This is a genomic window from Kitasatospora sp. NPDC049258 (assembly GCF_040678895.1).
Classification (GTDB): Bacteria; Actinomycetota; Actinomycetes; order Streptomycetales; family Streptomycetaceae; genus Kitasatospora.
Window position 1 is genome coordinate 1 of sequence record NZ_JBFAQT010000045.1, and the last position, 22,848, is coordinate 22,848.

The following is a 22,848-nucleotide window of genomic DNA, read 5'->3' on the forward strand; positions in this document are numbered from 1 at the left end:
GAACCGTCCGCCCGCACCGACAACGCCGGATCGATGTCCACCCAACCACCGGCCCTACGCACCCGGTGCGGCTGCACATACGTCGTCGCCACCAATTTGCCGTCCGGCTGCGCGACCACATCGCTGGTCTCGGACCGCTTCGAGGCCACCTCGACCGGCTTCCCGGTCCGCCTCGCCTCCACAACCGCCGCCACCTCGGCGGCGCCACCGGCCTCGGGGCGCGCACCCTCATCGCCCGTCGACGCCGCACTCCCGGCGGCCACCGCGACGGGCGCCGTCCAGGGGACGGCCCCCGATCCCAGAAGGGCTCCGGTGGCTACTGCCGCTGCCACCCAGGCCTGAATGGGTCGTCTTCGCCCAGTCCGTACCGACACTGCACTCCCCGAATGAGAATTCGATTAAGTCAGGTGCATAGTGTCGATGAGTTGACGGAAGGTCAAAGCGATTGTCTATACCCGGTCATAGGAATACAAAGCCTGCGATCCACGCCAACCGGACACCGGAGAAGGGGGGGGTGAGGCCGCAACAGCTGATGGTGCGTCGGCCTTTCGGCACCCCCGCCCCCGCGGCATCCGCACGCCCACCCCGTCGCCCCGGAGTCACCACCGGGGCGGGGCCGGGGATGACAGAAGCCCCGGACCGCGTTCGGTCCGGGGCTTCTGGTACTGGTGGGCGCAGACGGTTTCGAACCGCCGACATCCGCCTTGTAAGGGCGGCGCTCTACCGCTGAGCTATGCGCCCGCGTGCCGTGTGCACCGGCTCTCCGGCCGCACGGCGACAGCCAAGAGTACCTGGTCCGGTGGCCTACCCGCCGCCCCCTTGTCGGCATGCCCCGCCCCGGGGGTGCCGGTGGGGGGTGGAGATCAGCAAGAATGGGCGGTGGATCAGGCGAGCGGGGCCGAACAGGGAGCGCGGTGTGAGGGTGGCCGGCGGTGGCGGCGGGCGGGGCGGCTGGTGGCGCCGGGGCGAAGGGCAGCGGGCGGACGCGCAGGCCGCCCGGGATGCCGCGCAGGAGGCCTTCTACCAGCTGGACTCCACCCAGCGCGAGGTGCAGCTCGCGGTCGAGACCATCCGGGCCGTCGAGGACGAGCGCACCGGCCGCCAGGCCCTGGCGGACTTCCGGCAGATCTCGACCCGGGTGGACGAGGTCACCGTCGGTTATCTGACCGCGCTCGACGCCCACGACCTGGAGGCCGAGGAGCTGGAGCCGTCGGCCGCCGCCCGGGCGCGGCAGCAGCTGGAGCAGGCACAGCACCGGCTGGAGGCGGCGAAGACCGAGCTGACCGACTTCCTGGCCCGGCTGCAGCCGCTGGTGGACCGGGCCGAGACCGAGCTGATGAAGGTGACACCGGCCGTCGAGCAGGCCAAGCGCGCGCTGCTGGGGGCGACCACCGCACTGGAGGCGGTGCGCGCGAGCGGCCTCAAGGCGGACGACCTGGCGGCCCGACTGGCCGAGCTGGCACCGGAGTTGACCAAGCTGAACGAGGGCGCCGGCCGGCACGGCGTACCGGACACCCTGCACCGCGCCGAGCAGGTGCGCGGTCGGGCGGAGGCGGTCCGGGCGGCCGCCGAGCAGTTGCCCGAGCGGTCACGGGAGATCGACCGCCGGGTGGGCAGCCTGCGGACCCGGATCCAGGCGCTGGAGACCAGGTCGGAGGCGGTGGAGCCGGCCCTGAGCGAGCTGCGCCGCCGGTTCGCGGTGGCCTGCTGGCAGGACCTGCAGCACGTGCCGGCCCAGATCCCGTCCGCGGTGCGGACGGCACAGGACCGGCTGGCGGAGGCCGTCCGGGCCAGGGACGAGCAGCGCTGGCCGGACGCGACCGCCGCGATCGGGACGGTACGGGCGCTGCTGGACACCGCGGAGGGCTCGGTCGCCGCGGTGACCGACCGGCTGCGGCAGTTGAACGAGGTGGAGCGCGACCCGCAGCACGAGATCGACCGGGCCCGGTTCGCCCTGCGGGACGCGCAGCGCCTCGCGATGTCGGGCCGGCAGACCCCGGACCCGCGGCACGCGGGGCCGCTGGACGCGGCGGTCACCCGGCTGGACCGGGCGGTGGCGACACTGGAGGAGGCCGGCCGGCACCCGGACTACTGGCACTTCCTGACCGAGCTGGCGGCGGTGCGGGAGACGGCGGCCGAAGTGGTCACGATGATCCGCGGGAGCCACTGACCGGCTCCCGGAACCGCAACCCTACCCATCGGTAACTTGGTTGCTAGAGTGGCGCCATGGCACGAAAGCGGAAGCTCACCGCGTCCACCTTCCGACGCGTACTCACCATCTGGCCGCCGTTCCTGTTCGCCGGCATCCGGGTGCTGTCGATCGGCCCGGACTTCCGGACCGCCAAGGTGCGGCTGCGGCTGAGCCGGCTGAACCGCAACTACGTGGGCACCCACTTCGGCGGCTCGATCTTCGCCATGACCGACCCGTTCTGGATGCTGCTGGTGATGCAGAACCTCGGCCCGGACCACCTGGTCTGGGACAGCGCGGCCGAGATCGAGTTCGTCTCGCCGGGCCGCGGCGACGTCTTCGCGGAGTTCCACCTCACCGACGACCGGCTGGCCGAGATCCGCGAGCTGACCGCCGAGGGCAAGAAGGCCCTGATCTGGTTCGACACCGAGGTCCTGGCCGCCGACGGCACGGTGGTCGCCCGGGTCCGCAAGCAGATCTACGTGCGCCGGAAGCGGCGCAGCGAGCCCTCCACCGGCTGAAGCTGGGTACGCTGCCGGTATGCCTCGCTACGACTTCCGCTGCCGCTCCTGCGGAGCCACCTTCGAGCTCCGCCGCGCCATGGCCCAGGCCAACGACCCCGCCGTCTGCCCGCAGGGTCACACCGACACCGCCAAGCTGCTCTCCACGGTCGCCGTGACCGGTGGCTCGGGCTCCTCGGCCTCGGCCGCCCCGCAGGCCCCCGCCGGTGGCGGCGGTGGCTGCTGCGGTGGCGGCTGCTGCGGCTGAGGCGCCGGTAGCAGCGGCTCAAGGCACTGCCCTGCGCTACCGCGCGGCGCCCCGCGGTGTCGCGCAGTTTCGCGCCCGGGCGCGTGTTCCGTCCGGTTCCGTCCGACCGTGACCGCGGACGGCCGTGACCGCAGAGGGGGTCAGGTGTTTCGCCACTGGTGGTTCCTGCGCCTGCTCCGGCCCGAGGAGCAGGGCTCGCGCCCGCCGGGCCGCCGGGAGTCGAAGCAGGCCCGGGAGCTCGTGCTGCGCGAGTGGCAGGTGCTCCGCGACCGGCTGGCGGAGATCGCCGCCGAGCGGGTCACCGCGGCCGGCGACCTCCTCCGGGCGGCCGAACTTCAGCTCCCGCCGGAGGAGACCGGCGCCCGCCGGAACTACCTCTGGGCGCTGGAGGCGTACGACGCGGCTGGGCGGCTGCTGGACGAGGCCGTCGACCTGCCGGACCTGACCGCCGCCGTGGTGCTCGCCGAGCAGGCGGTCGAGCGGCTGGCCGCAGCGCACACCGCGCACGCGGGCGGGCGCCCCCGCCCGTTCGCGGTCCGCTGCTTCTACAACCCGCTGCACGGCGCCGCCGTCCGCCCCGCGGCGAACTCGTCCGGCCGCAAGTCCCGCCGCCGGCCGACCGTGGGTGCCCGCGAGGCCGCCGCCGAGCGCCGGCCGGCCTGTGCCGCCTGCCGCAACGCGATCCTGGCCGGGCAGAGCCTGGACGTGCTGCCCGCGCTGCTGCCGGCCGCGGCCCGCCGCCGGGGTGGCGGGCCGGTCCTGGTGCCGTACTACGCCGTCCCGCAGCAGTGGTCGCCGTGGTCGGCCACCGCCTGCGGCGCCTACGACGACCGGACCCCCGCCCTGGTACTGCGCGGCGGCCACCGCCGACCGCGCACCTGACCCCGGGCACCGCGCACCTGACCCCGCGCACCGGCAGATCGCCGACCGACCGCGCGCCCGACCGTCGGGCCCGGACAAGCCCCCGGCCCACCCCGCCGTCAGACCCGGACGGAGGCCCCCGCCCGGACCCGGGCCAGGATCTGACGGACGATCTCCTCGCCCGCCGACACGCCGATCCGGTCCAGCGCGGTGACGCCCGGCGCCGTCCAGCCGGTCTCGGCGAGCTCGCCGTGGCCCGGCCGCCAGCCGTGGTCGGCGGCGAGCAGCAGCTCGGAGTCGAGCAGCGAGTCGCCGGCCGACAGCACGGTGGCGGCGCCGGTGCGGCGCTCGACCTCGGCCAGCGCCGCGCTCTTGCTGAGCGGGGCCGGGACGGCGTAGACCTTGCGGCCCTGCAGCGAGACCGTCCAGCCGCGCTCCTCGGACCAGCCGGTGAGCTCGGCGAGCCAGCCCTCCGGCAGCTCCGCGCGCTCGACCACCAGGTAGGCGAACAGGTCCTCGGCGACCCGGCGCTTGTGGGTCCACTCCGGGTCGGCGGTGATCGCCAGGTGCTCGACCATCTCGGCGAGCGGGGCGCAGGCGGCGTCCAGGCGGGTCCGGACCTCGGCCTGCCAGTCCTCGTCCGGCACGCCGTTGACCAGCAGGTGGCCGCCGTTGGCGCAGATCGCGTACTCGGGCAGCCAGCCGGGCGTCGGCCCGGGCAGGTGGACCCGCTCGTACTGGGCCCTGGTCCGGGTGGTGGCGGGCACGAAGGTGGCCAGCGAGGTCAGCTCGACCAGCATCTCCGCGGCGTCCTCGGTCATGAAGGAGAGCGCCCGCCCGTCGTGCACCTCGACCGCGAGCAGCCGGGGGGCCAGCCGGTCCGGCATCTCCAGGGCCAGCGCCCGGTTGGAGTAGATCAGGGTGCGGTCGAGATCGCTCGCCACCAGGAACCGGGTGTCCATCAGATGTCCTCCGCTCGCACTGCCGTACCGTCGGCGCCGGTGGCGCCCCGGGTGTAGCGGGGGTGGATCAGGCCCACGCAGGAGTACGGCAGCCCGTCCACCTCCTCCACGGGTACGCCGCGCTGCTCGGCCAGCAGCCGGACGTGGTCCAGGTCGGAGCCGGCGCCGCGCCTGGCCAGCACCCGCCAGGGCACCCGGCGGAGCATCACCCGGGTGGTCTCGCCGACCCCGGGCTTGACCAGGTTGACGCTGTCGATGCCGTACTCGGTGCTGATCCGCTCGACCGCCGCCCAGCCCTCCCAGGTGGGGGTGCGGTCCTCGATGGCCAGCCGCTCGGCGGCGGCCTCGGCGGCCTCCCGGACGGCGACGAAGCGCTCCACCACGGCGTCCACGAAGGCCCGCGAGACGTCGGCGCCGCCCAGCTCGCGGTAGTACTTGGCCCCGTGGAACTCGTTCGGGCCGATCAGGTCGTCGCGCAGCACGGTGCGCGAGATCAGGCCGGAGACGGTCGAGTTGAGGCAGGCGGAGGGGATCAGGAAGTCGTCCCGGGTGCCGTAGGTGCGCACGCAGCCGCCCGGGTCGGCGAGCACCGCGAGGTCGGGGTCGAAGCCGCTGCCGGCGACCGCCTCGGCCAGCTCGCGGGTGATCGCGCCCTTGCCGGTCCAGCCGTCGACGAAGACCACCCGACCGGCGTCGTGGTGGGCGGCCAGGTAGCGCAGCGCGACCTGGTCGATGCCGCGGCCGCGCACGATCGAGACGGTGTAGTGCGGCGCGTCGATGCCGTGCGCGAAGGCCAGCCAGCGGCGGATCAGGATGCCGACCGGGGTACCGGCCCGGGCCAGCGAGGCCAGCACCAGCTCACGGCCGCGCTCGCGGACCAGCGTCTCGGCGACCGTGCCGACGGCCAGCGCGATCCGCTCGGCCGAGGCGGTCAGCGCCTGCTGGAACAGCTCCTGGTACTCGGGGCTGGGCTGGTACTCGACCGGGAGCGACTCCGCGTAGTGGGCGCCGCCCGACTGGACGGCTTCCTCGCGCTCCTCGGTCGGGGCCTCCAGCGGGACCTCGGAGAGGTCCTTGAGCAGCCAGGTGACGTCCTCGGGCGGGTACGAGGAGAACGCCGGTCCGTGCAGCGGCGGCGAGCTGGTCAGATTGGTCTCAGTGATCATGCCGGCCTTCGGTGGGGGTGCTCAGCTTGCATGGTGGTGCAGCGAGGCATCAGCGGGATGTCGGTGGGCGGTACGAGGGAAGAACGGCGAGCACCACCTGGTCGGTGACCTGCCGCAGCTGTTGCAGCAGGGCCTGCTCGCCCTGGATCAGGGCGGGGGTGTCGGCCGGGTCGTCCACCACCAGGACCACGCTGTCGAAGCGGCGGGAGACGTCGTCGCCGGGGGCGACGTTGTAGGCGTAGCGCTCGCCCGGCCCGTCGGCCGGGTCGTCGTGGGCCGGGAAGGCCAGCCGGGTGCGGATCGCGTAACCGGGGTCGTCCACCGCCAGCACCGGGGAGCGGGTGGTGGTGGAGAACCGGACCCGGTCCTCGCCGAGCAGCTCGGCCAGGGCTCCGGCCAGCCGCAGCGGCGCGTACATCAGCTCCTCGAAGCCGAGCACCAGCACCCGCTCGCCGGTGACGTGGGCGGCCAGCTCGGCCGCGCAGGCGGGCAGCGCCCGCTCCAGCCGGGCGCGGTGCCCGGGGGTGAAGCCGTGCCGTCCGCCGTCCGGCAGGTCGGCGGGCCAGCCGAGGTCGACCCGCAGCACCGGAGCGCCCTCGCCCGGCGCCGGCCCGGGGGCGGGCGCGGGGGCGGCCGCCTCGATCAGGGCCCGGGCCCGGTCCAGCACGTCCGGCGGCAGCAGCACGCCGCCCTCGGCGGTGGCCACCAGGTCGAGCCGGGCGCCGAGCTCGGCGGCGGCCGCCGCCAGGCGCCCGCGGTCGGCCTCGGTGCGCAGGTCCACCAGCGCGACCACCACGTAGTGCGACCGCGGGTGGGTGGCGTGCAGGGCCCGGACGGTGTTCAGCACGGTGTTGCCGGTGGAGAACTCGTCGTCCACCAGCACCAACGGCCCGTCACCGGCCAGCAGGCGCGGGTCCTCGGGCAGCAGCAGGTGGGAGGTGGCGTGCGAGTGCTCCTCCTCGAAGCCGCCGACCGGCGCCACCCCGGCCACCGGCCGGCGGGTGGAGTGCAGGTAGGGGGCGTCCAGGCCGTCGGCGACGCTGTGGCCGAGCGCGGTCGCGGTCTCCGCGTAACCGAGCACCACGGCCCGCGCCGCGGCCTCGGGGCCGAGCAGCTCGCGGACCCGGCGGCCGAGCTCCAGACCGGCGCCGTGCACCACGGCGGGGCGCTGCGGGACGTGCTTGCCGAGCACCCCGGAGACCAGCAGGTGGGCCCGCCGCGGGTTCTTCCGCAGCGCGAGCCCGATCAGGGCGGGCAGCTCGGGGGAGCCGGTGAGCCGCAGGTCCAGCCGGTCGGTGACCCACTGGCCGGTCCAGGGCGCCGGTTCGGCGTGCTGTGCTGTCAAGACTCCTGCTTTCGGTGGTGCCCGCACGGGCGTGCGGTTCGAACGAGCGTACGGCCTCCGGAGTGCCCTCCGGCGCTGGTCGGGGCACGGGCGGGCGCCCGGGGGCGCAGCGGGGCGCTCAGGGGCACAGGCAGGCGCTCAGCAGCTCGGCGAAGCTGACCTCCTCGCGCGCCACGCCGAACACCTCCGCCCGCAGCAGCACCCGCTCGGCCCAGGCCCGGTGCGGCTTGGCCTCGTTCATCTTGTTGGTGTACGCCGAACGGAGCACCCCGCCGCCGCCGCGGCTCTGCTGCAGGATGTCCTGTGCGTCCGAGTACTCCTCATGGGTGACCACGGACAGCGCGTGCACGGCCGGGACGTGGCTGGGGTGGATGCAGGTCTTGCCGAGCAGGCCGTTGGCCCGGTCCAGCTCGATCTCGCGGATCAGGCCGTCCAGATCGTGCTCGATGATCTGCTGCCGCAGGCCCTCCGCGGGCGGGTGCGCCTCGGCGAAGGGGGTGCGGCGCAGCTGCGGCTTGAAGATCCGCTCCTGGACCGGGAAGTACTCCCAGACCGGGCCGGTGATGGTGAAGCCGCTGCCGTCGGCCCGGCCGAGCACGTTCACCACGTCGCCGATCACCCCGGCGACCAGCGAGACGTCGTAGGCGGTCAGGTCGGGCGAGCGGCGCAGCCCGTACGCCGAGCACAGGTCGGTCACGCCGAGCCGGACGGCCAGGATCCGCTCCCGGTACTTCTCCAGCAGCCGGGCGACGCCGAACAGGGTGTCGCGGCGGCTCTCCAGGTGGGCCAGCTCCGGGGATTCCAGCACCGGCATGGCGAACAGCCGCTGCCCGCAGGCGCTCTCCGCCTCGGTCAGCGCCTCCAGGAAGGCGCCGCCGCTCTCCTCGGTGAACTTGGGCACCACGAAGCCGGTGAGCAGCGCGACGGCCGGCCCGAGCCGGGCCACCAGGTCGGTGATCTGCCCGGCCGCGCGCACCCGGACGAAGAGCAGCGGGAGCGGCTGGGCCGGGGCCGCGGCCAGCTCGCCGAGCTGGACCACCAGGTTGGCCTCGGCGGCCGGCACCTCGTGGTCGGCTATCGCGTCCTCCAGGCAGAGCACCATGGAGACCACGCCCCGGGCGGCCTGCTTGCGGATGTCGGCGGCGAGGGTGGTCCGGGTGGCCGGGCTGTAGAGGGTGGCGCCCAGGGCCGTGGCGAGCACGGCGGCCTCGCTGCCCCGGTCGAAGGCGGCGGGCTGCTGGAGGAAGAGCCGGCTGCGGACGTCCTCCGCGAGGTGACCGAAGTGGCGCAAAGTGCCCTCCCCTGGGATGGGTTGCGGCCCGCCGGATGGCGGGTGAGTGGTGCCTCAACAGTTGGACGGACAGGCCGGTCGATTGGTTCGCCCGGTCCCGCCGCAGCCCATGATCCGTGCACGCCCCGCGCGCGGCGCGTCCGCAGGGGTGGGAGGCCAGAGCCGTTGGGCGCTTATCGTACGGACAGATCCGGCCAGCCGAAGCCGTGAAACATCGAATTCTCGGAAGGTTGCCATCCGCTTCACACAACGCGCGCCCGGCGGCGCCCGGGCGACCTCGCCACAAAGGGGAGGCGCGTTGTCCGAACCGGTCGCGAACGGGCAGGATGGTGCGCTATGACGCATGTGATGGCGAAGGGCGCCAACATCCCGCTGACGGCCGCCGCGGTCCGCGCCGTGCTGCGCTGGACCGCCACGCCCGGCTCCCCCGACGTGGACGCCTCCGCGCTGCTGCTCGGCGCGGACGGCAAGGTCCGTTCGGACGCCGACTTCGTCTTCTACAACCAGCCCCGGCACCCGTCCGGCCTGGTACGCCACCGGGCCAAGCAGGGTTCCGACTCCGGCGCCGAGGTCTGGGACGCGGTCGAGGTCGACCTGGCCAAGCTGCCCGCCGGGGTCGACCGGGTGGTGCTGGCCGGCTCCGCCGAGGGCGGCGCCTTCCCCGCCGTGAGCGGCCTGCGGGTGCTGCTCTACGACCTCGCGGCCGGCGAGCCGGCCGATCCGCTGGCGGAGTTCACCATCACCGGCACCGGCGAGGTCACCGCGCTGGTCGCGGCCGAGCTGTACCGCCGCGACGGCGGCTGGAAGTTCCGGGCGGTCGGGCAGGGCTACACGACCGGCCTCGGCGGCCTCGCCACCGAGTACGGCATCGCGGTGGAGGACGAGGACTCCGCCGGCGCCCAGGGCTCCGACTCGACCGGCGGCGCCCAGCTCCAGCGCCTCTCGGACGACCAGCACCCCGCCCGACCGGCCGAGGAGCCCGACACCTACACCCTGGCCCCCGCCACCCCGGCCGCCCCGGTCACCGCGCCGCCGCCCCCGAGCACGCCCCCCAGCACGCCCCGGGCCACCCCGCCACCGCCGAGCGTCCCACCGACCGGCTACGGCTACCCGCCCCAGCAGCCCCAGCAGCCGCAACCCACCGGCTACGGCTACGGCCACCCGCCGCAGCAGCCCCAGCCCACGGGGTACGGCTACCCCCCGCAGCAGCCCCAGCCCACCGGGTACGGCCATCCGCAGCAGCAACCCGTCGCGCCCCCGCAGCCGCCGCTGGTCCAGCTGCAGCGGCAGCCGCAGCCCCCGGGCGGCTTCGCGCTGCCCCCGCAGGGCCCGCAGTTCCAGCCCCGCTGACGCCGTCGGCCACCGCGGCCCGGGTCACGCCCCGGGCGCGCTCGGCCCGCTCTTGTAGCCGCGCTGCCACTGCATCCCGAAGCCGTACAGCCGGTCCAGGTCGGACTGGAAGCCGTGCACGTACCGCACCTCCCGGCGGACCGTCAGCTGGCCGTCCCCGGAGTTCTCGATCAGCACCACCGCGCAGGAACGGGCCGCGGGGGCCCGCTCGTCCAGCTTGATCTCCAGCCGGGGGCCGCTCTGCGGCACGATCGTCACGGTGGCGTGGGTGCGGTCGAAGGCCGGGGTGTCGTCGTAGATGTAGACGAAGATCAGCAGCCGCTTGAACTGGTCCTTCTTCTCCAGGTTGATGTACATCGTCTCGCCGGAGGGCGCACCGTAGACGTCGTCGCCGCTCAGCTTGATGTACGGCGGCCGGTTCAGGTCGCCGAAGAGCTGCCCGAGCGGCTGCACCACGCCCCGGGTGCCGTCGGCCAGTTCGTACAGGCAGGCCAGGTCGAGGTCGACGTTGAGCTGCGGCCGGTTGAAGGAGTCCGGCGCCAGCGGGCGCAGGATCCGCGGGTCGAGGAAGCGGCGCAGCGAGCCGCCGCCGGCCGGGCCGTCGGCCGTCCGCGCGGCCCAGTGCAGATTGACGTAGAGGTAGCCGGTGGTGGCCGCCGAGCCGGTGATCGCGTGCTGCGGCCGGGACTTGGTCAAGGTGATCTTGAACTGGCCCCCGGAGTCCACATGGTTCCGATCGCCCTTCAGGAACTCCCACACCGAGACCATCGCGTCCTCCCCCAGAGCCAGTCCGATCCGACCAGGCCCATGATCCCGCAGCCGGCCCTCCCATCGTGCCCGTACCGAGCCGTCAGGGCCATACCCACTTCCGGCCGGTGAGTCAACGTCACGGGCCCGAGCGCGTCCTGGTGGCAGAAGGATCCCCACTCCCGTAACATGCCGCACCCCCGGACGCGATATCGTCTAGCCGCACAGGTGTCCCGTTCGTCATGTCCCCGACGGGCGCGACGCGTTGTCAGGCCTGCCTCCCCCGGCGGGATCCGACCCCTGTGCCCGACCGCGTAGAACTCTCCTGCCCTGCGAAAGCCGAGGCCCTCCCCGCGATGAACTTCTCCTCCATACAGTTGGTCTGGGCCGTGGTAGGCGGCGCAGCCCTGCTGTTCACCGCCATCCTGGTGGCCTTCCTGCGGTTCAAGAACAACGGCGCCGACGAGAGCAGCGACTCCTGGGAGCGCAGCGAGGAGCGCCGCCGGCGCAAGGAGGCGATCTACGGCGGCGCCTCGTACGTGCTGCTGTTCTGCTGCGCCGGCGTGGCCGCCGCCCTGTCGTTCCACGGTCTGGTGGGCTTCGGCCAGCAGAACCTCAACCTCTCCGGCGGTTGGGAGTACCTGGTGCCGTTCGGCCTGGACGGCGCGGCGATGTTCTGCTCGGTGCTCGCCGTCCGCGAGGCCAGCCACGGTGACGCGGCGCTCGGCTCCCGCCTGCTGGTCTGGCTGTTCGCCGTCGCCTCGGCCTGGTTCAACTGGGTGCACGCCCCGCGCGGCGGGATGCACGACGGCGCTCCGCAGTTCTTCGCCGGCATGTCGATCTCGGCGGCCGTGCTGTTCGACCGGGCGCTCAAGCAGACCCGCCGCGCCGCACTGCGCGAGCAGGGCCTGATCCCGCGGCCGCTGCCGCAGATCCGGATCGTGCGCTGGCTGCGCGCTCCGCGCGAGACCTACGCGGCCTGGTCGCTGATGCTGCTGGAGAACGTCCGCAGCCTGGACGAGGCGGTCGAGGAGGTCCGCGAGGACCGCCAGGCCAAGCTGGATGCCAAGGTGCGCGCCCGCAGCGCCGACCGCCGCGAGCGGGCCGAGCTGAAGGCGATCGCCCGTCAGGGCGGCGTGCTGGCCCGGGCCCGCGGCGGGCGCCAGGTGCCGGCGCTGCCGGTCGGCAGCGACGGCCAGCCCGCTACGGAGCCTGCTCTAGCCCAGGAGGACCCCACCCACCCCTCCACCCTCGAACCCGCCGCGCTCTCGGCGGGCCGCCGCCCCCGCGCCGCGGTGGGCTCCTCCTCGTCCTCCCTGCTGGGCGACAACCCGTACTCCTCGGACTCCTACCTGGGCTCCTCGTCGTACGGCTCGATCGACCTGACGGCCGACGACGACACCCTGGCGATGCCCAAGCTGGACTCGCTGGAGCGCAAGCTCCGGGCCATCGAGCAGCAGCTCGGCTGACCGCCCGGCCCGGCAACGCGAAGGTCCCCCCGCACCTGCTGTGCGGGGGGACCTTCGCGTTGCCGGGCGGTTCGCGCTCAGCCCGCCGAACTGCCTTCCAGCGCCGCCTCGCGCTTGTTGCGGACGACCGAGGAGAGCAGCGCCGCACCGATGAAGGCGACACCGATCAGGCCGGTGACGATCTCCGGGATGTGGTACTCGATGCTCACCAGCAGGATCAGCGCCAGTGCGCCGATCGCGTAGTGCGCGCCGTGCTCCAGGTAGACGTAGTCGTCCAGGGTGCCCTTGCGGACCAGGAAGACGGTCAGCGAGCGGATGTACATCGCGCCGATGCCCAGACCCAGGGTGATCATGAAGATGTCCTGGGAGATGGCGAAGGCGCCGACCACACCGTCGAAGGAGAACGAGGCATCGAGCACCTCCAGGTACAGGAACAGGAAGAACGCGGCCTTGCCGCCGACCTGGACCAGCGACTTGCCGGTCTTCTCGGCCGCTTCCTCTTCCTCCTCCTGGGCCTCCAGGCCGGACTCGAAGACCCCGGACAGGCCGTTCACCGCGAGGTAGGTGGCCAGGCCCATCAGGCCGGCCAGCAGCACCGTCTCGGCGTGCTCGGCCGCGAACAGCCGGGAGGAGACGGCCAGCACCACGAGGGCGATCACCGAGGAGAGGGCGTCCAGCTTGCCGATCTTCTCCAGCGGCTTCTCCAGCCAGCGCAGCCAGTTGAAGTCCTTCTCCTCGAAGATGAAGTCGAGGAAGATCATCAGCAGGAAGATGCCACCGAACGCGGCGATCGCCGGGTTGGCGGCCTCCAGGTACTGCGCGTAGGTGAGGCCGTCGTAGGTCTTGCTGGAGTCCAGCGCCAGCTCGATCACGGTGCCGGGGTTGAGGTGCGCCGTCAGACCGACCACCAGCAGCGGGAAGATCAGCCGCATGCCGAAGACGGCGATCAGCACGCCGACGGTGAGGAAGATCTTCTGCCAGAAGGGGTTCATCCGCTTCAGGACGGTGGCGTTGACAACCGCGTTGTCGAACGAGAGGGAGATCTCCAGGACCGAGAGGATCAGCACCACGCCGAATCCTTCGGCCCCCCAGATCAGGCCGGCAGCCGCCAGGCCGGCGATCGTGATGGCGAAGGACCATCCGAATGTGCGGAGGAACACGGAGTCAGTTACCTTTCGAGTTTTGTTGGTTTCGGGCAGGGCGGGCCGCCCGGACCTTCGGGCCCGGACCGGCCGCCCGCCGACGTGCGCGGGCGCGGGGCGCCTTACGTCACGTTCACGCCGAAGTCCTGGACGATGCCGCGCAGGCCGGAGGCGTAGCCCTGGCCGACCGCGCGGAACTTCCACTCGCCCTGGTAGCGGTAGAGCTCACCGAAGATCATCGCGGTCTCGGTGGAGGCGTCCTCGCTCAGGTCGTAGCGCGCGATCTCGGCGCCGTCGGACAGGTTCACCACCCGGATGTAGGCGTTGTTGACCTGGCCGAAGCTCTGCGCACGGGTCTCGGCGTCGTAGATGGAGACCGCGAAGACGACCTTGTCGACCTGCGCCGGCACCAGGTCGAGGAAGACCTGCACCACCTCGTCGTCGCCGTCGCCGTCGCCGGTCAGGTTGTCGCCCTGGTGCTCGACCGAGCCCTCGGGGCTCTTGAGGTTGTTGTAGAAGACGAAGTACTCGTCGCCGAGCACCTTGCCACCGGAGCAGAGCAGCGCACTCGCGTCGAGGTCGAAGGACGCCCCGGTGGTCGAACGGGCGTCCCAACCGAGGCCGATCTGCACCTGGGTCAGGTTCGGCGCGGCCTTGGTCAGCGAGACATTGCCGCCCTTGGCGAGCGTGACGCTCATGTACTTCCTCCCTAGTCCCCCCGCACTTCGGGGCTCCGTGTCCACGGGGTCCGGCCGGCCGCCGCACCGGGGCGCGGCCGGCGCACCCCAAAGGTCTACGCCCACCGCCGCCCGCTCAGTGCTGCACTACCGCCTGAACTTCCTGAACTCCCCGGCCCGTCGGCGGGCCGGAGCAGCACGCGGGGCCGGCGGGAGCGCACTCGCTCCCGCCGGCCCCGGCCGTGCAGCTTAGTCAACCGCCGCCTCGGATCAGACATTCACCCCGAAGTCCTGGGCGATCCCGCGCAGGCCGGAGGCGTAGCCCTGGCCGATCGCGCGGAACTTCCACTCCGCGCCGTTGCGGTACAGCTCGCCGAAGACCATCGCGGTCTCGGTGGAGGCGTCCTCGCTCAGGTCGTAGCGCGCGATCTCGGCGCCGCCGGCCTGGTTGAGCACCCGGATGAAGGCGTTGCGAACCTGGCCGAAACTCTGCTGCCGGTTCTCCGCGTCGTAGATCGAGACCGGGAAGACGATCTTGGCGATGTCCGCCGGGACCCCGGCCAGGTTGACCTTGATCTGCTCGTCGTCGCCCTCGCCCTCACCGGTGAGGTTGTCACCGGTGTGCTCGACCGAGCCGTCGGCGCTCTTGAGGTTGTTGAAGAAGATGAAGTCGGCGTCCGAGCGGACCTTGCCCTGCTCGTCGCAGAGCAGGGCGCTGGCGTCCAGGTCGAAGCCGCTGCCGGTGGTGGTGCGGACGTCCCAGCCGAGGCCGACGATCACCGCGGTCAGGCCGGGGGCCTCCTTGGTGAGCGAGACGTTGCCACCCTTGCTCAGACTGACACCCACGTGTTGCCTCCAGGAATCGGGAGGCACGGGTGGTGCCCCCGGTGGTGCGGTTCCCGGCACCCGCCCGTGCGGACCGGCGCCTGCCTTGCCAACGGCCCGATCGTAGTGCCGGGTTCCCCCGGGGACGGCGAGTCGGCCCGGCGCGCCTCGAACTGGCGCGCGCCGGGCCCCGGGATCCACCGGGTGCGGCGGCTCAGAGCGCGCCGAGCACCTTCAGGTACTCCTGCTCGTCGCGGGCGTCCGGCAGGCCGTTGACGATCGACCAGCGGACCACACCCTCCTTGTCGATGACGAAGGTGCCGCGCACCGCGCAGCCCTTCTCCTCGTTGAAGACGCCGTAGCCGCGGGAGACCTCGCCGTGCGGCCAGAAGTCGGACAGCAGCGGGTACTCCAGGCCCTCCTGCTCGGCGAAGACCCGGAGGGTGAACGGCGAGTCGTTGGACACCGCGAGCACCTGGACCTCGTCGTTCTGCAGGCGCGGGAGCTCCTTCTGGATCGCGCAGACCTCGCCGGTGCAGACACCGGTGAAGGCGAACGGGTAGAAGACCAGGACGACGTTCTTCTCGCCCCGGAAGTCGGAGAGCTTCACGAGCTCGCCGTGCTGGTTCTTCAGCTCGAAGTCCGGAGCCTGGGTGCCGACCTCGATGGCCATGGTGGGACCTTCCTCTGGGGTGCCGCGGCCCTCGGTGTGCCGCGCGGACAGGGGCATCCTTGCATCCGATCGGGGTGGTTACGCCGAACGAGTGACGGCTTCCGGCTGGTGGGGGGTCGGTTTCGCCCTGGGTGAACACCCTCCCCGGCGGCTCCTACAGTCCGCCCCGCGGATGCGGCCGGGCCCCGCTGGAGGAAGCTCCAGCGGGGCCCGTCAAAGCGATCGGGACTAGCGCTTGCCGGTGCGCGAGGCCTTCGGGGTGGCGAGCCGGGTGCCGGCCCACTCCTTGGCGACCGACACCGAGCTGGTCTGGGAGAGACCGGCGGTCCGGGCGGCATCCGCGATGTCGGAGGCCTCGATGTGGCCCTCGCGTCCCGTCTTCGGGGTCAGCAGCCAGACCAGGCCGCCCTCCGCCAGGTACTCCAGCGCGTCGACCAGGGCGTCGGTGAGATCCCCGTCCTCCTCGCGGTGCCACAGCAGGACGGCGTCTGCGACGTCGTCGTAGTCCTCGTCGACGAGCTCCGTACCAGTGATGTCCTCGATGCCCTCGCGGAGCTCCTGGTCACTGTCATCGTCGTACCCGAGCTCCTGGACGATCTGGCCCTCTTCGAAGCCGAAACGCAGTGCCGGGTTGGACTTGTCCGCGGGGTCCGCGGTCGCGCTCACGGGAATAACCTCCAGTATTCGGCTCGGCATCCATGCCGAGGCTGTGGCCGTAGTCCACACGGGACCGGCGGTTCGCGCAAGTACCCGACCCCCGATCCCACCCAAAGGTTGACGTGTCGCGGGGGAACACGCCGCCCGGGGTGGCGCGAATCACACCGATTTGCCCTTTCCCATCCCTGCCGAGGATGCTTCCCCAGGTCCTGGGTCTCATGCCGTACAGCTGACCGAGATACGAACGGCATTCGGGGGACTCGCCCATGCGGGCGTAGAGTCTCCTGTTGGCCCTCACCCTGACCGCCCGCCATCGGGCGGCCGGGTAACCAGGTCGGACCACCTCTTCGTAACCCCCGGGGGTGCGCGGCGAAGGCAATGACGCCCTGCGCAGCACGCCTCCTGACCGGCCCGCCCAACAGGTGGAACGGTTACCGATCGGTAGAGATGACGGATCTCCGAGTCGCGGTACACGATGGAGGCGGCGCGACACACCTCAGTTTCGACCGACAGTGAAGGAACAGCGTGGCTTCCGGATCCGATCGCAACCCGATCATCATTGGCGGCCTTCCGAGTCAGGTCCCGGACTTCGATCCCGAGGAGACCGCGGAATGGCTGGAGTCGCTTGACGCCGCCATCGACGAGCGGGGGCGCGAGCGTGCCCGCTACCTGATGCTGCGGCTGATCGAGCGCGCCCGCGAGAAGCGTGTCGCCGTGCCCGAGATGCGCAGCACGGACTACGTCAACACCATCGCCACCAAGGACGAGCCGTTCTTCCCCGGTAACGAGGAGATCGAGCGCAAGGTCCTGAACGCGACCCGCTGGAACGCGGCCGTGATGGTCTCCCGGGCGCAGCGTCCCGGCATCGGCGTCGGCGGTCACATCGCCACCTTCGCCTCCTCCGCGTCGCTCTACGACGTGGGCTTCAACTACTTCTTCCGGGGCAAGGACGCCGAGGGCGAGTCCGGCGACCAGATCTTCTTCCAGGGCCACGCCTCCCCCGGCATCTACGCCCGCGCCTTCCTGCTGGACCGGCTCAGCGAGCAGCAGCTCGACGCCTTCCGGCAGGAGAAGTCGAAGGCGCCGTACGGCCTCTCCAGCTACCCGCACCCGCGGCTGATGCCGGACTTCTGGGAGTTCCCGACCGTCTCGATGGGCCTCGGCCCGCTCGGCGCGATCTACCAGGCCCGGATGAACCGCTACCTGGAGCACCGCGGCATCAAGGACACCTCCCAGTCGCAGGTCTACGCCTTCCTCGGCGACGGCGAGATGGACGAGCCCGAGTCGCTCGGCCAGCTCTCGCTGGCGGCCCGCGAGGGCCTGGACAACCTGACCTTCGTGGTCAACTGCAACCTCCAGCGCCTGGACGGCCCGGTCCGCGGCAACGGCAAGATCATCCAGGAGCTGGAGTCGCAGTTCCGCGGCGCCGGCTGGAACGTGATCAAGCTGATCTGGGACCGCAGCTGGGACCCGCTGCTCGCCCAGGACCGCGACGGCGTGCTGGTGAACAAGCTGAACACCACGGTGGACGGCCAGTTCCAGACCTACGCGACCGAGACCGGCGCGTACATCCGCGACCACTTCTTCGGTGGCGACCTGCGGCTGCGCGCGATGGTCGAGAACATGACCGACCAGCAGATCCAGCACCTGGGTCGCGGCGGCCACGACCACGCCAAGGTGTACGCGGCGTACAAGGCGGCCCGCGAGCACAAGGGCCAGCCGACCGTCATCCTCGCCCAGACCGTCAAGGGCTGGACGCTCGGCCCGAACTTCGAGGGCCGCAACGCGACCCACCAGATGAAGAAGCTGACGGTCGAGGACCTCAAGCGCTTCCGCGACCGGCTGCACCTGCCGATCACGGACAAGCAGCTCGACGAGGGCTACCCGCCCTACTACCACCCGGGCAAGGACTCGGAGGAGATCCAGTACATGCACGACCGCCGGCGCGAGCTCGGCGGTTACGTGCCGACCCGCAAGGTGCGGCCGCGCAAGCTGGAGCTCCCCGGCGACGACGCCTACAAGGCGGTCAAGAAGGGTTCGGGCAACCAGACCATCGCCACCACCATGGCGTTCGTCCGGGTGCTCAAGGACCTGATGCGGGACAAGGGCATCGGCAACCGCTTCGTGCCGATCGCGCCGGACGAGTACCGCACCTTCGGCATGGACTCGCTCTTCCCGTCCGCCAAGATCTACAACCCGCTCGGCCAGACCTACGAGTCGGTCGACCGCGAGCTGCTGCTGGCGTACAAGGAGTCCCCGACCGGCCAGATGCTGCACGACGGCATCTCCGAGGCCGGCTGCACCGCCTCGCTGATCGCCGCCGGTTCCTCGTACGCGACGCACGGCGAGCCGCTGATCCCGGTCTACGTCTTCTACTCGATGTTCGGGTTCCAGCGCACCGGCGACCAGTTCTGGCAGATGGCCGACCAGCTGGCCCGCGGTTTCGTGATCGGCGCCACGGCGGGCCGCACCACGCTGACCGGTGAGGGGCTCCAGCACGCGGACGGCCACTCGCACCTGCTGGCCTCGACCAACCCCGGCGTCGTGGCGTACGACCCGGCGTACGGCTTCGAGATCGCGCACATCGTGCAGGACGGCCTGCGGCGGATGTACGGCTCGTCGGCGGAGCACCCGCACGGCGAGGACGTCTTCTACTACATGACGGTCTACAACGAGCCGATCAAGATGCCGGCCGAGCCGGAGAACGTCGACGTCGAGGGCATCCTCAAGGGTCTGCACCGGTACGCGCCGGCCACCGCGGGCCAGATCCCGGCCCAGATCCTCGCCTCCGGCGTGGCGGTGCCGTGGGCCCTGGAGGCCCAGCGCATCCTCGCCGAGGACTGGAACGTCAAGGCCGACGTCTGGTCGGCGACCTCCTGGAACGAGCTGCGTCGCGACGCGGTGGAGGCCGAGGAGTTCAACCTGCTGCACCCGGAGGAGCCGCAGCGCGTCCCGTACGTGACGCAGAAGCTCCAGGGCGCCGAGGGCCCGTTCGTCGCGGTGTCCGACTGGATGCGCGCGGTGCCGGACCAGATCTCGCGCTGGGTGCCCGGCCAGTACCAGTCGCTGGGTGCGGACGGCTTCGGCTTCGCCGACACCCGCGGCGCGGCGCGGCGCTTCTTCCACATCGACGCGCAGTCGGTGGTCCTCGGCGTGCTCACCGAGCTCGCCAAGCAGGGCAAGATCGACCGCAGCCTGCTGAAGGCGGCCATCGACCGCTACCAGCTGCTGGACGTGGCGGCGGCCGACCCGGGCGCGGCCGGCGGCGACGCCTGATCCGCGGCACCTGCCGACAGCCGAGGGCCGGACTCCTTCCCAGGGGTCCGGCCCTCGGCCGTGCGCCGTCAGCTCGGCCGGAAGGTCCGCAGTACGGTGGCGAACTGCTGCTGGGCGGTGGTCCAGTCGCTGTCCGGGGCGGCCTGGTAGATCGCGTACTCGGTGCCGCTCGGCGTGACGAAGGCCTGGTCGGCCGCGTGCCGCGGGGTGCCGTCGGCGTCGGTCCAGGTGTACTCCCACAGGGCGCCCTCGTTGCCCTGGAAGACATTGGCCTGCAGGGTGACCCGGGTGTAGTCGCTCTGCCCGGAGACGGCCTGCTCCAGCTCCAGCAGGTGCGACTCGGAGCTCTGCACCGCGCCCGGGGCGACCGCGAAGCGGAGCAGGTGGACACCGCCGTCGGGCGAGTAGTCGATCTGGCCGCCGCTCTCGCTGCGGGTCCAGCCCTGCGGGACGGCGACCTGGAAGCCGGCCGGGTCGTCCACCCACTGGAAGCCGGCCGGGGCCGGCGGCAGGCCGGAGCTCGGCGAGGTCGGGGCCGACGGGCTGGGCGGGGTGCTCGCCGGGGTACTCGGCGGGGTACTGGCCGGGGTACTCGGTGGGGTGCCGGCCGGGGTGCTGGGGGCCGGCGTGCTGGGGGCCGGCGTGCTGGGCGGCCGGGAGGTCACGTGCCCGCTGCTCGGGGCCGCTGAGCTCGGCGGCCGCGGGGTCGCCGGGGTGCTCACCGCCGGGCTCGCCCCCGCGCTCGGCCCGCCGTGGTCGGTGCTGCTGACCACCGCGTACGCCACACCCCCGGCGAGCAGCGCGCCCAGCACGGTGCCCGCCGCGATCAGCACGGTCCGCCGGCGACGGCCGCCGCTCCCGCTCCGGCCACCCGGCGGGGGCGGCACGGGCGGCGGCGGCACGGGCGGCGGGGTGGCCGCGGCCGACCGGATCGGCTGCACCGGGGTCGGCCCGGTGGTCCGCGTCCTGGTCGGCTCGGGGGCCGGGGCCCGCTCGGTGAGCGGGCCCACCACCGTGCGCCCGGTGCTCCCGCCGACCTCGGCGAGCATCGCCAGCGCCTGCTCCGCGCTCGGGCGCTCGGTCGGCTCCTTGCGCAGCAGCGCCTCGATGACCGGCGCGAGCGCCCCCGCGTGCCGCGGCTCGGCGAGCGGGTCGGCGATCACCGCCTGGAGCGTGGCCATGGTCGTGGTGCGGTGGAACGGCGACTGTCCCTCCACCGCCGCGTACAGCGTGGCCCCCAGCGACCACAGGTCGGACTCCGGGCCCGGCCGGTTGCCGGTGATCCGCTCCGGGGCGATGAAGTCCGGCGAGCCCACGAAATCACCGGTACGGGTGAGCCCGGGCGAGCCCTCCAGCAGCGCGATCCCGAAGTCGGTGAGCACCGCCCGCCCGCCGCGCTCCAGCAGGATGTTGGCCGGTTTGACGTCCCGGTGCAGCACGCCCTGCCGGTGCGCCTGGTCGAGCGCCGCCAGCACCTGCCCGCCGACCCGGGCCGCGTCCCGGGGCAGCAGGGTGCCCTCGGAGCCGATCACCTCGGCCAGCGAGCGCCCGTCGACAAGCTCCATCACGATCCACGGCCGGCCGTCCTCCTCCAGCACGTCGTAGACCGTGATCACACCCCGGTGCCTGATCTTCGCCGCCGCCCTGGCCTCCTGCTGCATCCGGGAGTTGAGGGTGGCGAGCTCGCTCTCCGGGAGGCCGGCGACGGTCAGCTCCTTCACCGCGACCCGGCGCTCCAGCTTGGTGTCCCGGGCGACCCAGACGGTGCCCATCCCCCCGCGTCCGAGCCGCTCCCCCAGCAGGTAGCGGCCGGCGAGCAGCCGGCCGGCGCCGGGTGCGCCCTCGTCCTGAGAACTCATGCCCATCCCGCTGTCTGTGTCCCGAACGACCGTCCCCGAGCTGCTCCTCCAGTCTGGTGCCGCCCCCGGGCCGGCGCGCATCGACCGGCGCGCCCCGGGCGCCGCGGCGGCCGGATGGAGTAGTCATGGCGGATGTCCATCTCGATCGCTCTGTTCACCCAGGACCTCAGGGTCCACGACAACCCGGTGCTGCGCGCAGCGCTGGCCGAGTCCGCCGAGGTGGTGCCGCTCTTCGTGCTGGACGAGGGCGTCGACGCGACCGGCTTCGCGGTGCCCAACCGGGCGGCCTTCCTGGCCGACTGCCTGACCGACCTGGACGCCTCGCTGCGGTCCCGGGGCGGGCGGCTGGTGGTGCGGCGCGGGGAGGCGGTGGCCGAGACCGTCCGGTTGGCGCAGCAGCTCGATGTGCGGGGTGTGCACCTGGCCGCCGGGGTGAGCTCCTTCGCGCACCGCCGGGAGAGCCGGCTGCGGGCGGCCCTGGGCGAGCGGCTGCGGGTGCACGAGGCGGTGCTGACGGCGCTCGCCCCCGGCGCCGTGACCCCGGCCGGCAAGGACCACTACAGCGTCTTCACCCCCTACTCCCGGGCCTGGCGGCAGGCCGAGCGGCGGGGCCCGGTGGCGGCACCGCGCAGCGTGCGGGTGCCGGCGGCCGTCCAGGGTGTCGCGGTGCCGGTGGTACGCCCCGACTCGCCGGGCCTGCCCGCGGGAGGCGAGAGCGCCGGACGGCGGAGCTGGGCCCGCTGGGACGTCGAGGCGTACCAGGAGCAGCACGACGACCTGGCGGGGGACGGCACCTCGCGGCTCTCGCCGTACCTGCACTTCGGCTGCCTGTCGGCGACCGAGCTGGTGGCGCTGGCCGAGCGCCGCGGCGGGCCCGGGCCGGAGGCCTTCGTGCGGCAGCTGGTCTGGCGGGACTTCCACCACCAGGTACTGGCCGCCCGGCCGGACGCCGCGCGGGCCGACTACCGCCCCCGGGACGACCGCTGGCACACCGACCCCGGGGAGCTGGCGGCCTGGTGCGCGGGCCGCACCGGCTACCCGATCGTGGACGCGGGGATGCGGCAGCTCGCCGCGGAGGGCTGGATGCACAACCGGGCCCGGCTGCTGACCGCGAGCTTCCTGGCCAAGACGCTCTACCTGGACTGGCGGGCCGGGGCCGCGCACTTCCTGTCGCTGCTGGTGGACGGGGACGTGGCGAACAACCAGCTGAACTGGCAGTGGGTGGCCGGGACGGGGACGGACACCCGCCCCAACCGGGTGCTCAACCCGCTCGCCCAGGCCAAGCGCTTCGACCCGCAGGGCAGCTACGTACGGCGCTGGGTGCCGGAGCTGGCGCAGGTGCCCGGTGCGGCGGTGCACCGGCCCTGGCTGCTGCCCCGGCCGCCGCACGACTACCCGGCGCCGGTGATCGACCTGGCCGAGGACCGCTTCACCCGCGGCCGCGGCCGCTGAGGCGCCCCCGGCCGGGCTGCCGTTCGGGGCGGGGTTGGGCCGGGCAGGGGACTTTCGCGCCTGTCGGCGCCGAGGCGGAGCGGGCCCGGCCTGCACGATGGGCGGACGCGGAGAGCGGGGCGGCCGGGCAGACCTGCGTG

17 protein-coding genes, 1 tRNA gene and 2 pseudogenes are annotated in these 22,848 nt (G+C 72.8%); 8 read left to right on the forward strand and 12 right to left on the reverse strand.

From position 1 onward, the window contains the following. Together AB0K43_RS27135 and AB0K43_RS27140 are read right to left on the reverse strand one after the other, a co-directional pair. Positions 1-332 (reverse strand): annotated as a pseudogene (locus tag AB0K43_RS27135) (LamG domain-containing protein); the annotation flags it as partial. Positions 333-666: 334 nt separating this feature from the next. Continuing rightward, positions 667-741, reverse strand: a tRNA-Val gene (locus AB0K43_RS27140). 175 nt (positions 742-916) lie between these two features. Between AB0K43_RS27140 and AB0K43_RS27145 the strand changes: the two genes are divergently transcribed. The 4 genes from AB0K43_RS27145 (at position 917) to AB0K43_RS27160 (ending at position 3,838) form a co-directional block, all read left to right on the forward strand. After that, positions 917-2,170 (forward strand): hypothetical protein, encoded by a 1,254-nt coding sequence (locus tag AB0K43_RS27145; protein ID WP_363644218.1) that lies wholly within the window; start codon positions 917-919, stop codon positions 2,168-2,170. A gap of 56 nt (positions 2,171-2,226) precedes the next feature. Next, entirely contained in the window at positions 2,227-2,709 is a 483-nt protein-coding gene (locus tag AB0K43_RS27150; RefSeq protein ID WP_363644220.1) for a DUF4442 domain-containing protein, read from the forward strand. Positions 2,710-2,728: 19 nt separating this feature from the next. After that, positions 2,729-2,956 (forward strand): zinc ribbon domain-containing protein, encoded by a 228-nt coding sequence (locus tag AB0K43_RS27155; protein ID WP_363644222.1) that lies wholly within the window; start codon positions 2,729-2,731, stop codon positions 2,954-2,956. Between the two features lie 144 nt (positions 2,957-3,100). Then, on the forward strand, positions 3,101-3,838 hold the full coding sequence (locus tag AB0K43_RS27160) for a hypothetical protein (RefSeq protein WP_363644224.1): 738 nt from the start codon (positions 3,101-3,103) through the stop codon (positions 3,836-3,838). 98 nt (positions 3,839-3,936) lie between these two features. Here the strand turns inward: AB0K43_RS27160 and AB0K43_RS27165 are convergent, their stop codons facing one another. The 3 genes and pseudogenes from AB0K43_RS27165 to AB0K43_RS27175 all read right to left on the reverse strand — a co-directional run bounded on the left by AB0K43_RS27165 (position 3,937) and on the right by AB0K43_RS27175 (position 8,581). Next, positions 3,937-4,779 carry an HAD family hydrolase gene (locus AB0K43_RS27165; protein WP_363644226.1) on the reverse strand — a complete coding sequence of 281 codons (843 nt, stop codon included), beginning with the start codon at positions 4,777-4,779 and terminating at the stop codon, positions 3,937-3,939. Then, positions 4,779-7,317: pseudogene (locus tag AB0K43_RS27170) on the reverse strand (phosphoribosyltransferase). Before AB0K43_RS27170 ends, AB0K43_RS27165 begins: the two are co-directional and overlap by 1 nt. A gap of 91 nt (positions 7,318-7,408) precedes the next feature. After that, entirely contained in the window at positions 7,409-8,581 is a 1,173-nt protein-coding gene (locus AB0K43_RS27175) for an HpcH/HpaI aldolase/citrate lyase family protein (RefSeq protein WP_363644228.1), read from the reverse strand. Positions 8,582-8,917: 336 nt separating this feature from the next. Between AB0K43_RS27175 and AB0K43_RS27180 the strand changes: the two genes are divergently transcribed. After that, on the forward strand, positions 8,918-9,931 hold the full coding sequence (locus AB0K43_RS27180) for a TerD family protein (RefSeq protein WP_363644230.1): 1,014 nt from the start codon (positions 8,918-8,920) through the stop codon (positions 9,929-9,931). 24 nt (positions 9,932-9,955) lie between these two features. Here AB0K43_RS27180 and AB0K43_RS27185 read toward each other — a convergent pair whose 3' ends face one another. Then, positions 9,956-10,699, reverse strand: a complete 744-nt coding sequence (locus AB0K43_RS27185) for a Tellurium resistance (RefSeq protein WP_363644232.1) — start codon at positions 10,697-10,699, stop codon at positions 9,956-9,958. 335 nt (positions 10,700-11,034) lie between these two features. On the opposite strand from AB0K43_RS27185, the gene AB0K43_RS27190 reads away from it, so the two are divergent. Further along, complete coding sequence (locus AB0K43_RS27190) at positions 11,035-12,147, forward strand: DUF2637 domain-containing protein (RefSeq protein ID WP_363644234.1); 1,113 nt, start codon at positions 11,035-11,037, stop codon at positions 12,145-12,147. A gap of 77 nt (positions 12,148-12,224) precedes the next feature. Here the strand turns inward: AB0K43_RS27190 and AB0K43_RS27195 are convergent, their stop codons facing one another. The 5 genes from AB0K43_RS27195 to AB0K43_RS27215 form a co-directional block, all read right to left on the reverse strand. Further along, entirely contained in the window at positions 12,225-13,307 is a 1,083-nt protein-coding gene (locus tag AB0K43_RS27195; protein WP_363644236.1) for a DUF475 domain-containing protein, read from the reverse strand. Positions 13,308-13,411: 104 nt separating this feature from the next. After that, positions 13,412-13,987, reverse strand: coding sequence for a TerD family protein (locus tag AB0K43_RS27200; RefSeq protein ID WP_363644238.1), 576 nt, complete (start codon positions 13,985-13,987; stop codon positions 13,412-13,414). A gap of 249 nt (positions 13,988-14,236) precedes the next feature. Beyond that, positions 14,237-14,812 (reverse strand): TerD family protein, encoded by a 576-nt coding sequence (locus tag AB0K43_RS27205; RefSeq protein ID WP_363644240.1) that lies wholly within the window; start codon positions 14,810-14,812, stop codon positions 14,237-14,239. Positions 14,813-15,005: 193 nt separating this feature from the next. Next, on the reverse strand, positions 15,006-15,464 hold the full coding sequence (locus AB0K43_RS27210) for a peroxiredoxin (RefSeq protein ID WP_363644242.1): 459 nt from the start codon (positions 15,462-15,464) through the stop codon (positions 15,006-15,008). Positions 15,465-15,692: 228 nt separating this feature from the next. After that, complete coding sequence (locus AB0K43_RS27215; protein ID WP_363644244.1) at positions 15,693-16,130, reverse strand: DUF3052 domain-containing protein; 438 nt, start codon at positions 16,128-16,130, stop codon at positions 15,693-15,695. A gap of 516 nt (positions 16,131-16,646) precedes the next feature. Between AB0K43_RS27215 and aceE the strand changes: the two genes are divergently transcribed. Next, positions 16,647-19,397 (forward strand): pyruvate dehydrogenase (acetyl-transferring), homodimeric type, encoded by a 2,751-nt coding sequence (gene aceE / locus AB0K43_RS27220; protein WP_363644246.1) that lies wholly within the window; start codon positions 16,647-16,649, stop codon positions 19,395-19,397. Positions 19,398-19,465: 68 nt separating this feature from the next. Here aceE and AB0K43_RS27225 read toward each other — a convergent pair whose 3' ends face one another. Beyond that, positions 19,466-21,256, reverse strand: a complete 1,791-nt coding sequence (locus AB0K43_RS27225) for a serine/threonine-protein kinase (protein WP_363644248.1) — start codon at positions 21,254-21,256, stop codon at positions 19,466-19,468. Between the two features lie 132 nt (positions 21,257-21,388). Here AB0K43_RS27225 and AB0K43_RS27230 point away from each other — a divergent pair, with 132 nt between their 5' ends. Then, positions 21,389-22,708 carry a deoxyribodipyrimidine photo-lyase gene (locus tag AB0K43_RS27230; protein ID WP_363644250.1) on the forward strand — a complete coding sequence of 440 codons (1,320 nt, stop codon included), beginning with the start codon at positions 21,389-21,391 and terminating at the stop codon, positions 22,706-22,708. Positions 22,709-22,848: the final 140 nt, after the last annotated feature.

What these genes read in the sequence shown, in the direction of transcription:
- AB0K43_RS27150 (WP_363644220.1), top strand. Translation starts at nt 2,227, where the DNA reads ATGGCACGAAAGCGGAAGCTCACCGCGTCCACCTTCCGACGCGTACTC.
- AB0K43_RS27155 (WP_363644222.1), top strand. Translation starts at nt 2,729, where the DNA reads ATGCCTCGCTACGACTTCCGCTGCCGCTCCTGCGGAGCCACCTTCGAG.
- AB0K43_RS27165 (WP_363644226.1), bottom strand. Translation starts at nt 4,779, where the DNA reads ATGGACACCCGGTTCCTGGTGGCGAGCGATCTCGACCGCACCCTGATC.
- AB0K43_RS27180 (WP_363644230.1), top strand. Translation starts at nt 8,918, where the DNA reads ATGACGCATGTGATGGCGAAGGGCGCCAACATCCCGCTGACGGCCGCC.
- AB0K43_RS27185 (WP_363644232.1), bottom strand. Translation starts at nt 10,699, where the DNA reads ATGGTCTCGGTGTGGGAGTTCCTGAAGGGCGATCGGAACCATGTGGAC.
- AB0K43_RS27190 (WP_363644234.1), top strand. Translation starts at nt 11,035, where the DNA reads ATGAACTTCTCCTCCATACAGTTGGTCTGGGCCGTGGTAGGCGGCGCA.
- AB0K43_RS27200 (WP_363644238.1), bottom strand. Translation starts at nt 13,987, where the DNA reads ATGAGCGTCACGCTCGCCAAGGGCGGCAATGTCTCGCTGACCAAGGCC.
- AB0K43_RS27210 (WP_363644242.1), bottom strand. Translation starts at nt 15,464, where the DNA reads ATGGCCATCGAGGTCGGCACCCAGGCTCCGGACTTCGAGCTGAAGAAC.
- AB0K43_RS27225 (WP_363644248.1), bottom strand. Translation starts at nt 21,256, where the DNA reads ATGAGTTCTCAGGACGAGGGCGCACCCGGCGCCGGCCGGCTGCTCGCC.
- AB0K43_RS27230 (WP_363644250.1), top strand. Translation starts at nt 21,389, where the DNA reads ATGTCCATCTCGATCGCTCTGTTCACCCAGGACCTCAGGGTCCACGAC.